Origin of the sequence: Pseudolysinimonas sp. (assembly GCF_031389465.1) — a bacterium.
GTDB lineage: Bacteria > Actinomycetota > Actinomycetes > Actinomycetales > Microbacteriaceae > Pseudolysinimonas_A.
The window spans coordinates 1-8,380 of record NZ_JANMSQ010000277.1; the positions used below are offsets into that span (position 1 = coordinate 1).

The following is an 8,380-nucleotide window of genomic DNA, read 5'->3' on the forward strand; positions in this document are numbered from 1 at the left end:
CTCGATGACCGGAACCTTCGACTCGCTCACCACCGTGTCAATGAGCTGTGCGCTCCCCCGCGGGATGAGCACGTCAACGTAGCCGCGGGCCTGCATGAGTTGCTTCGCACCCTCGCGGCCGAACTCGTCGATCGTCTGCACCGCGTCACCGGGAAGCCCGATGCCCGCGAGCGCCTCCTGCAGCAGCTCGACGAGCACCCGGTTGGTGTTCTCGGCAGCCGATCCGCCACGCAACACGACCGCGTTGCCGCTCTTCAACGCGAGGGCAGCTATGTCGATGGTCACGTTCGGGCGCGCCTCGTAGATCGCGCCGACGACGCCGAACGGCACCCGCACTTGGCTGAGCAGCACCCCGTTGGGCAGGGTCGAGCCACGAAGCACCTCACCGACGGGATCGGGAAGGGCGATGACATCCCGCACCGAGGCGGCCAGCCCGGCGAGGCGGGATTCGTCGAGCTTCAGGCGGTCTTGCAGCCCCGCCGAGAGTCCGTTCTCGCGGCCATTCGCGAGGTCGAGTTCGTTGGCCGGCAGGATGCGGTCGGCCCCGCTCTCAACAGCCCGCGCGATCGCCTCGAGGCCGGCATCCTTCACCCCGGATGCGGTGGTCGCCAGCGTGCGCGACGCGACGCGGGCGCGCTCCAACTTCGAGGTGAGCGAGGCGGCGACCAGGGTGTCGGACATGCGCGTGATTCTATCCGGGCTCGCCCCCGGGGGCAGGATGGGAGGGATGTTCGCGCTTCGCACTCCCCGCCCATGGCTGATGCTCGTCGTCGGGGGCGGGTCGCAAGCGGCGACGGCGCTGTTGATCTCGACTCCGGCGTACCTCATCCCGTTGCTGCACACGGAGCGCGGGCTCTCGCTCGCGGAAGCCGGGCTCATCGCGACGGCACCGAACGTCGGCGTTCTGTTGACCCTCATCCTCTGGGGCGCGGCGACCGACCGCTGGGGTGAGCGCATCATCCTGGTGACCGGGCTCGTCGTCGCCATCGTCGGCGCACTCGCATCAATTGCCGCTGCCGGATCCGATAGCTATGTCCTCCTCGCACTCGCTTTCGCGCTGTGCGGCATCGGCGGGGCGGCGACGAGTGCGACGAGCGGGCGGGTCGTCATCGGCTGGTTCCCACCGGAACGACGCGGGCTCGCGATGGGCCTGCGTCAGACGTCGCTCCCCCTCGGCATGGCGGCGGGTGCTCTCATCGTTCCGGCCCTGGCCGCGGGTGGCGAGATCGCGCCATCGCTCATCGTCGCCGGTGCCGTAGTCGCCTTCGCGACAATCGCGAGCGCGCTGTTCATCGTCAACCCTCCGCGGCCGTCGCGGCCCGTCGACGCTGAAGGTCGGCCCGCGAACCCGTACCGGGGTGACGGAACGTTGGCCCGCATCCATCTGGTGTCGGCACTGCTGGTCGTGCCGCAATACGCGCTCGCCACCTTCGGTCTGGTGTGGCTCATCGCCGATCAGCAGTGGGACCCGGTCGCCGCGGGAATCGTCGTCGCGCTCGCCCAACTGTTGGGAGCCGGCGGCCGTGTCGCGGTCGGGGTGCTGAGCGACCGGCTCGGCAGCCGCCTGCGTCCGCTGCGCTGGGTCGCGCTCGCCGGCATCCCGCTGCTGCTGCTTACCGCCGTCGCCGGCGAACTGCACTGGGCAGCGGCCGTCGCGGTGTTCTACGTGCTCGCGTCATGTGTGAGTGTCGCCGACAACGGACTCGCATTCACCGCTGTCGCCGAGATCGCCGGGGCGCATTGGTCGGGTCGCGCGCTCGGGGCGCAGAACACCGGGCAGTACCTCGCCGCCGCGATCGTCGCCCCCACGGTTGGCGCCCTCATCGCCGTGACGGGCTATTCAGCGGCGATCGCTCTGCTCGCCCTCGCCCCCGCGGTCGCGATCCCCCTCGTGCCGAAAGAACCAGGCCAATCGCCCATTTCGGGGGTCTCAACCACGCCCGAGACACCCGAATCGGGCAAATAGCCGAGGTCATCCCGCGGCAGTGCTGGCGTCGAACCAGGTGCCGGTCTCGCCGCCTGCGAGGGCGAGAGCGACGTTCGCGGTCGAGGTGAGCAGCACGGGAGTACCGGTCGCCGCCGCGTGCTTCGCCGCGGCGATCTTGGTGCCCGCTCCCCCGGTGCCGACTCCGGCCGCACCGATGTCGCCGAGTTCGACGCCCGAGAGGTCATCGTCAAACGGCACATGCGCGATCGGCCGGGCGCCAGGCTCGTGCGGCGGGCGAGTGTAGAGCGCATCGATGTCCGAGAGCAGAACGAGCAGATCGGCCCCGATGAGCTCCGAGACGAGGGCCGCGAGTCGGTCGTTGTCGCCGAAGCGGATCTCTTGCGTCGCGACGGTGTCGTTCTCGTTGACGATCGGCAGGATGCGCAGGTCGAGCAACCGCTCCATCGCGCGCTGCGCGTTGCTGCGATGGGTGGGATTCTCGAGGTCGCCTGCGGTGAGCAGCACTTGACCCGCGAGGATGCTGTAGCGGTCGAGCGAGGTCTGGTACCGCCACATCAGCACGTTCTGGCCGACCGCGGCTGCAGCCTGCTGCGTTGCGAGATCCTGCGGGCGGCCGTCGAGTTTGAGCGACGCGATGGCGCTCGCGATGGCACCTGACGAGACGAGCACGACCTCGACGCCGCGCTGGTAGGTCGCGACGAGGGCGTCAACGAGCGGATCAATCTGACCCGTGTTGGCGCCGCTGACGCTCGACGAACCGACCTTGACGACAATGCGCCGTGCACCGAGTACCGCGTCCCGCGTCACTCGCCCTCCCGAACTTCCGAATCCGTATCCCAGATGCCCGCGCCGCGCTCGGCCTCCAGCTCGGCGCGCGCGGCGGCTTTGGCGTCCATCCGCTCTTTGTACTCTTCGCGACGCCCGGCGCTGGTGCGGCGACGGTTGTCGTCGAACCGGGCGTCGGTGCCGCGCGGGCTCGTGATGAGCTCCGCCGCGGAGGTGAGCGTCGGCTCCCAGTCGAAGACGCGTGAGTCACCTTGGCCGATGACGACGGCCGACCCGGGCACGGCGCCGTGGGCGAAGAGCGCCTCCTCGATGCCGAGCTTCGCGAGCCGGTCGGCTAGGAAGCCGACGGCCTCTTCGTTGTTGAAGTCGGTCTGTTGCACCCAACGCTCCGGCTTCGCACCGAGCACCCGGTAGAGCGTCTCGGTGCCGCCTTCGACCCGGATCGTGAACTCGACCTCGTCGATCGCTTTCGGCCGCAGGATGATGCGCGGCTTGATCGCGGCGGCGGCGATGCGCGCGGCGCGGTCGGCATCCACCAGCTCGGCGAGCGCGAACGACAGCTCCCGCAGCCCGGCTCGGCTCACCGCCGAGATCTCGAAGACCCGGTAGCCGCGCTCCTCGAGCATCGGCTTCACCATCTCGGCGAGATCGTGGGCGTCGGGCACATCGATCTTGTTGAGCGCGACCAGCTGCGGGCGCTCGACCAGCGGCACCTGCCCGTCGGGCACCGGGTAAGCGGCCAGTTCGCCGAGGATGACATCGAGGTCGGTGAGCGGATCACGGCCGGGTTCGAGGGTGGCGCAGTCGATCACGTGCAGCAGCGCAGCGCAGCGTTCGACATGGCGCAAGAACTCGAGGCCGAGCCCCTTGCCTTCACTCGCACCTTCGATGAGTCCCGGCACATCGGCGACGGTGTAGCGCGACGAGCCCGCCTCGACGACGCCGAGGTTCGGGTGCAGGGTCGTGAACGGGTAGTCGGCGATCTTCGGCCGCGCAGCCGACATCGCGGCGATGAGGCTCGACTTGCCCGCACTGGGGAACCCGACGAGCGCGACATCCGCCACCGTCTTCAACTCGAGGACGACATCGCCCTCCCAGCCGGGAGTGCCGAGTAGTGCGAACCCGGGGGCCTTGCGTTTCGTTGTCGCGAGGGCGGCGTTGCCGAGCCCGCCCTGGCCGCCGGGGGCGACGACGAGGCGCATCCCCGGTTCGTCGAGGTCGACGAGCAGTTCGCCGTCTGCGGAGCTGACGACAGTGCCGACCGGCACGGTGAGTTCGAGACCCTCGCCGCTCGCGCCCGAGCGGTGGTCACCCATGCCGGGGCCGCCGTTACCGCTTGAGCGGTGCGGGCCGCGGTGGTAGCTCAGGAGGGTCGTGACCTGCGGGTCGGCGACCAGCGTGATGTCGCCGCCGTGGCCGCCGTTGCCGCCATCGGGGCCGGCGAGCGGCTTGAACTTCTCGCGGCGCACCGACACGCAGCCGTGTCCGCCATGGCCAGCCCGCAAGTGAAGAGTCACCTGGTCGACGAAGGTCGTCATCCGGTCACTCCTTTCCTGCCGTATTGAAACCTGGCCGTAAACGTGACGAAGGGCGGACCGAAGTCCGCCCTCGCCGAAAACCTATGGAGTGGGCGTCAGCCCGCCGGAACGATGTTGACGACCTTGCGGCGGCCCTTCGCACCGAACTGCACCGCACCCGCCGCGAGGGCGAAGAGGGTGTCGTCGCTGCCACGCCCGACGTTCGCACCGGGGTGGAAGTGGGTGCCGCGCTGGCGAACGATGATCTCGCCGGCCTTGACGACCTGGCCGCCGAAGCGCTTGACGCCGAGGTACTGCGCGTTCGAGTCGCGACCGTTGCGGGTCGAGGATGCGCCCTTTTTGTGTGCCATCTCGCGGTCCTTACTTGATGCCGGTGATCTTGACGCGGGTCAGGTCAGCGCGGAAACCCTGGCGCTTCTTGTACCCGGTCTTGTTCTTGAACTTCTGGATGACGATCTTCGGGCCACGCTCGTCGCCGACGACCTCCGCGGTGACGGTCACCTTCGCGAGCGCCTTGGCGTCGTGGGTGATCGTGTCGCCGTCGACCAGCAGAACCGGAACGAGCTGGATGTTGCCGTCTTTGTCGGCGGCGATGCGGTCGAGCACGACGACCGTGCCGACTTCGACCTTCTCCTGCCGCCCACCGGCGCGCACGATTGCGTAGACCACGAGTAATCCTTTGTTGGAAGAGAGTTGGGTGGCTGCACCGTTTGAGGACGGAGCCCAGCACCTGCCGGGGCGCACACCAAAGGTCGAGTTTAGCCGCAAGACCGCCCGAAACCCAAACGGGATGCGGGAAGTGATCACACCTCGTCGAGCGTGCCCTTCGGGACCTGCTTCGGGGGATGCCGTTGCAGCCATCCCCAGAGCAGAACGGCACCGAGGACGAGCAGTGGAAGCACCTGCACGAAGGTCGCGAGCGATTGGAAGAGGAGCGAAAGCGGGTTGGGTCCGAGTGGGGTCGAATCGTACAGGCCGCCGCCGTCGAGCACTCCCCCGAGCGCGAGCAGTTGGGTGACCAGCCACCAGGCGATCCCGACCAGGAAGAGAAGCAGAGTGCCCGCGAGGCCGGCGAGGATCGCCCGAGTCACGACATGCGCAAGCCGCAGGTTCGGCGCGATCGGCGCGATCTGCCAGAAGCAGAGGAATGCGCCCAGCGCGATCGGCAACGGGCCGACGAGGCCCGACAGGAGTTGCGCCGCCCAGATATGTAGAAAGAACCCGGCCGGATACTCCACCCAAGTCGAGACCGACAGCGCCGTGAACGTCGCACCGAGGAAGCCCAACACGACGAGGGCCAGGAAGATGCCGAGCGCTGCCAGGAACGGCGGCACAGCGCCGGGTCGCTGGATGGCTTTCGCGAGATCCTGCTGCGTCATGCCGCCACCCTAACGGCGCTCGTAGGATCGCCCCATGACGGTGCTGATCGACGAGCCGATCTGGCCCGCGCACGGCACTGTGTGGGCGCACCTGGTGAGCGACACGTCCTACGCCGAGCTGCACGAGTTCGCCGCGGCCGCCGGCATCCCGGAGCGCGGTTTCGACAACGACCATTACGACGTGCCGCTGCGCAGTTGGGATGACCTCGTCGCCCGCGGTGCCGAGCCCGTGACGGGGCGCGAGCTGCTACGGCGACTTCAGGCGTCCGGACTCCGGGTGCGGCAGCGCGACAAGCGTGCCCACCGGCATCCCTAGTTGGTCAGCCCGAGCCCGTAAATCAGCGAGGAGGCGATCGCGTAGCTGGCGAGCACTCCGGCGAGTGCGAGGGCGGCGAACGCGGTTGCGTTGTTGCGCAGCGTTCCGCCCGCGCGGTAACCGTGTGAGCCGAAGATGACGGCGAGCACCCAGGTCGCTCCGCCATAGAAGAGGCCGGCGCTCGCGTACATGTAGCGGCCCCCTTCAGGAGTGAACAATTGGATGACCGAGGCGATGCCGCCCGCGACCATCCACAACACCGCCGCGCCGAGCGCGAAAGCGAGCGCCACGACGGTGATCGCCGACTGGGCGCGCAGCGGGTAGCCGCGTCGCGACATGAGCGCCCCGAGCCCGCACACGATCACGATCGCGATCAGGTCGATCGAAATGCCGAGCGCATAGATCTGCTCGACCGGAGCGTTGTACGGGAAGCCGACGAGGCCGGCGACGTTGACGATGAGCCCGGCTGCAGCAGCGATCGCGACGCCGAGCAAGAGCGCGGGGCTCCGGGTCGGGGCACCCGCAGGCAGCACGATCGGGGTCAGCGTTTCGGCTGACGACGGTCGGGCCGACGGCTGAGGTTCGCCCGGCGGCGGCGGGGGCACGATCACCAGATCGTCCCCTGCCGGGCCGACGGGGGTGCTCATTCGATCGCGGCCGACGGCGTGACGGTGCCGCCGGTCGACGCGCGGCGCGAACCGCGGCGACCCTGCCCGGGCAGCTTCGGCTCGGGCAGCGCCTCAAGCACCGAACCGAGGATGTTCTCGGCATCCGCCGTACTGACCTTGCGGCCTGAGCGCGGCGCCTTCTGCACGGGGATGTCGAGAATCTCGACCGCTGCTTCGGCCACCGCGACGGCGACCTCCTCGACACTGTGCACCTCGACCGGGTGGGTCGCGGTTCCGTGGTGTTCGACGTGCGGCACGGTGCTCTTCGCGATCTGCGCGAGGGCGTTCTTGACGTCTTCGGTGATCGCGTGGGTGCCGGCACCGCCGACGCCGTTCTTCACGCCCGAGCTCGGGGCCGCACCGCCCCCGCCACCGCGTCCGCGCCGACTGCGCGACGAGCCACCCGACGAGTTCGACCCGCCAGGGTTCTCGCCGACCGGCGACCGATGCTTGAACACCGGATCGTGGTGGATGACGATGCCGCGACCCGCGCAGGTCTCGCAGTTCTCGCTGAACGACTCGATCAGCCCGAGGCCGAGCTTCTTCCGGGTCATCTGCACGAGCCCCAGCGAGGTCACCTCGGCCACCTGGTGCTTCGTGCGGTCGCGGCTGAGGCATTCGACGAGACGCCGCAACACGAGGTCTCGGTTGGTCTCGAGCACCATGTCGATGAAGTCGACGACGATGATGCCGCCGATGTCGCGCAACCGCAGTTGGCGCACGATCTCTTCGGCAGCCTCGAGGTTGTTGCGGGTGACCGTCTCTTCGAGGTTGCCGCCAGACCCGACGAACTTGCCGGTGTTGACATCGACGACGGTCATGGCCTCGGTGCGGTCGATGATCAGCGAGCCACCCGAGGGCAGCCACACCTTGCGTTCGAGCGCCTTGTCGATCTGTTCGCTGACCCGGAACTCGTCGAAAGAGTCGCGGTCGCCCTCAAACTTCTCGACCCGCTCGACCAGGTCGGGCGCGACAGCGTTGAGATACCCCGAGATCGTGTCGAGCGCATCCTGACCTTCGATGACCAGCTTGTGGAAGTCCTCGTTGAAGACATCCCGCACGATCTTGAGCAACAGGTCGGGCTCGCTGTGCAGCAGGGCGGGAGCCGGCTGCGTCTCGACGGCACGGCTGATCTCGGCCCACTGGCTGATCAGGCGCTGCACGTCGAGAGTGAGCTGCTCCTCGGTGGCACCCTCGGCGGCGGTGCGCACGATGACGCCGTTCTCGTCGGGCAGCACCTCCTTGAGGATCTTCTTCAGGCGGGCCCGCTCGGTGTCCGGCAGCTTGCGGCTGATGCCGTTCATCGAGCCGTTCGGTACGTAGACCAGGTAGCGGCCAGGCAGCGACACCTGAGAGGTGAGACGCGCACCCTTATGGCCGATCGGGTCCTTCGTGACCTGCACGAGCACCTTGTCGCCCGGCTTCAGCGCGAGCTCGATACGGCGGGCCTGGTTCTTGTTGCCGTCGCTCTCCGCGGCAGCTGCGGCAGCATCCCAGTCGACTTCGCCGGAGTACAGCACGGCGTTGCGTCCACGACCGATGTCGACGAACGCTGCCTCCATCGACGGCAGCACGTTCTGCACGCGACCGAGGTAGACGTTGCCGATGAGGCTCGCGTCCTGCGCCCGCGCGACGTAGTGCTCGACCAACACGCCATCTTCCAGAACGGCGATCTGGATGCGGCCGAACTTGCTGCGCACGATCATCACCCGGTCGACGCTTTCGCGGCGGGCGAGGAACTCGGC

General features: G+C 68.5%; 10 protein-coding genes. 2 read left to right on the forward strand and 8 right to left on the reverse strand.

Annotation, left to right across the window (positions count from 1 at the left end):
* Positions 1–681, reverse strand: a 681-nt coding sequence (locus tag RMO30_RS10930) for an aldehyde dehydrogenase family protein (protein ID WP_309713247.1), incomplete at its 3' end; no start/stop codon positions are given.
* Positions 682–727: 46 nt separating this feature from the next.
* Between RMO30_RS10930 and RMO30_RS10935 the strand changes: the two genes are divergently transcribed.
* Entirely contained in the window at positions 728–1,966 is a 1,239-nt protein-coding gene (locus RMO30_RS10935; protein WP_309713250.1) for an MFS transporter, read from the forward strand.
* Between the two features lie 6 nt (positions 1,967–1,972).
* Here RMO30_RS10935 and proB read toward each other — a convergent pair whose 3' ends face one another.
* The 5 genes from proB to RMO30_RS10960 all read right to left on the reverse strand — a co-directional run bounded on the left by proB (position 1,973) and on the right by RMO30_RS10960 (position 5,651).
* Positions 1,973–2,755, reverse strand: coding sequence for a glutamate 5-kinase (proB, locus tag RMO30_RS10940; protein ID WP_309713253.1), 783 nt, complete (start codon positions 2,753–2,755; stop codon positions 1,973–1,975).
* Positions 2,752–4,272, reverse strand: a complete 1,521-nt coding sequence (obgE, locus tag RMO30_RS10945; protein ID WP_309713256.1) for a GTPase ObgE — start codon at positions 4,270–4,272, stop codon at positions 2,752–2,754. Before obgE ends, proB begins: the two co-directional genes overlap by 4 nt.
* A gap of 95 nt (positions 4,273–4,367) precedes the next feature.
* Positions 4,368–4,622, reverse strand: coding sequence for a 50S ribosomal protein L27 (rpmA, locus tag RMO30_RS10950; RefSeq protein ID WP_309713258.1), 255 nt, complete (start codon positions 4,620–4,622; stop codon positions 4,368–4,370).
* A gap of 10 nt (positions 4,623–4,632) precedes the next feature.
* Positions 4,633–4,941, reverse strand: a complete 309-nt coding sequence (gene rplU, locus RMO30_RS10955; RefSeq protein ID WP_309713260.1) for a 50S ribosomal protein L21 — start codon at positions 4,939–4,941, stop codon at positions 4,633–4,635.
* Positions 4,942–5,075: 134 nt separating this feature from the next.
* The gene (locus RMO30_RS10960; RefSeq protein ID WP_309713263.1) at positions 5,076–5,651 is read right to left on the reverse strand and encodes a hypothetical protein; all 576 of its coding nucleotides are present in this window, start codon (positions 5,649–5,651) and stop codon (positions 5,076–5,078) included.
* Between the two features lie 34 nt (positions 5,652–5,685).
* Here RMO30_RS10960 and RMO30_RS10965 point away from each other — a divergent pair, with 34 nt between their 5' ends.
* Positions 5,686–5,967, forward strand: coding sequence for a DUF4031 domain-containing protein (locus RMO30_RS10965; RefSeq protein ID WP_309713266.1), 282 nt, complete (start codon positions 5,686–5,688; stop codon positions 5,965–5,967).
* On the opposite strand, the gene RMO30_RS10970 is transcribed toward RMO30_RS10965, so the two are convergent.
* Together RMO30_RS10970 and RMO30_RS10975 are read right to left on the reverse strand one after the other, a co-directional pair.
* Positions 5,964–6,614 carry a hypothetical protein gene (locus RMO30_RS10970; protein ID WP_309713269.1) on the reverse strand — a complete coding sequence of 217 codons (651 nt, stop codon included), beginning with the start codon at positions 6,612–6,614 and terminating at the stop codon, positions 5,964–5,966. The genes RMO30_RS10965 and RMO30_RS10970 overlap by 4 nt on opposite strands.
* On the reverse strand, positions 6,611–8,380 hold a 1,770-nt coding region (locus RMO30_RS10975; RefSeq protein ID WP_309713272.1), incomplete at its 5' end, for an Rne/Rng family ribonuclease. The genes RMO30_RS10970 and RMO30_RS10975, both read right to left, overlap by 4 nt.

Excerpts from the sequence above, each read along its gene's own strand:
- rpmA (WP_309713258.1), bottom strand. The coding sequence starts at position 4,622 with ATGGCACACAAAAAGGGCGCATCCTCGACCCGCAACGGTCGCGACTCG.
- RMO30_RS10935 (WP_309713250.1), top strand. The coding sequence starts at position 728 with ATGTTCGCGCTTCGCACTCCCCGCCCATGGCTGATGCTCGTCGTCGGG.
- RMO30_RS10970 (WP_309713269.1), bottom strand. The coding sequence starts at position 6,614 with ATGAGCACCCCCGTCGGCCCGGCAGGGGACGATCTGGTGATCGTGCCC.
- RMO30_RS10965 (WP_309713266.1), top strand. The coding sequence starts at position 5,686 with ATGACGGTGCTGATCGACGAGCCGATCTGGCCCGCGCACGGCACTGTG.
- RMO30_RS10960 (WP_309713263.1), bottom strand. The coding sequence starts at position 5,651 with ATGACGCAGCAGGATCTCGCGAAAGCCATCCAGCGACCCGGCGCTGTG.
- obgE (WP_309713256.1), bottom strand. The coding sequence starts at position 4,272 with ATGACGACCTTCGTCGACCAGGTGACTCTTCACTTGCGGGCTGGCCAT.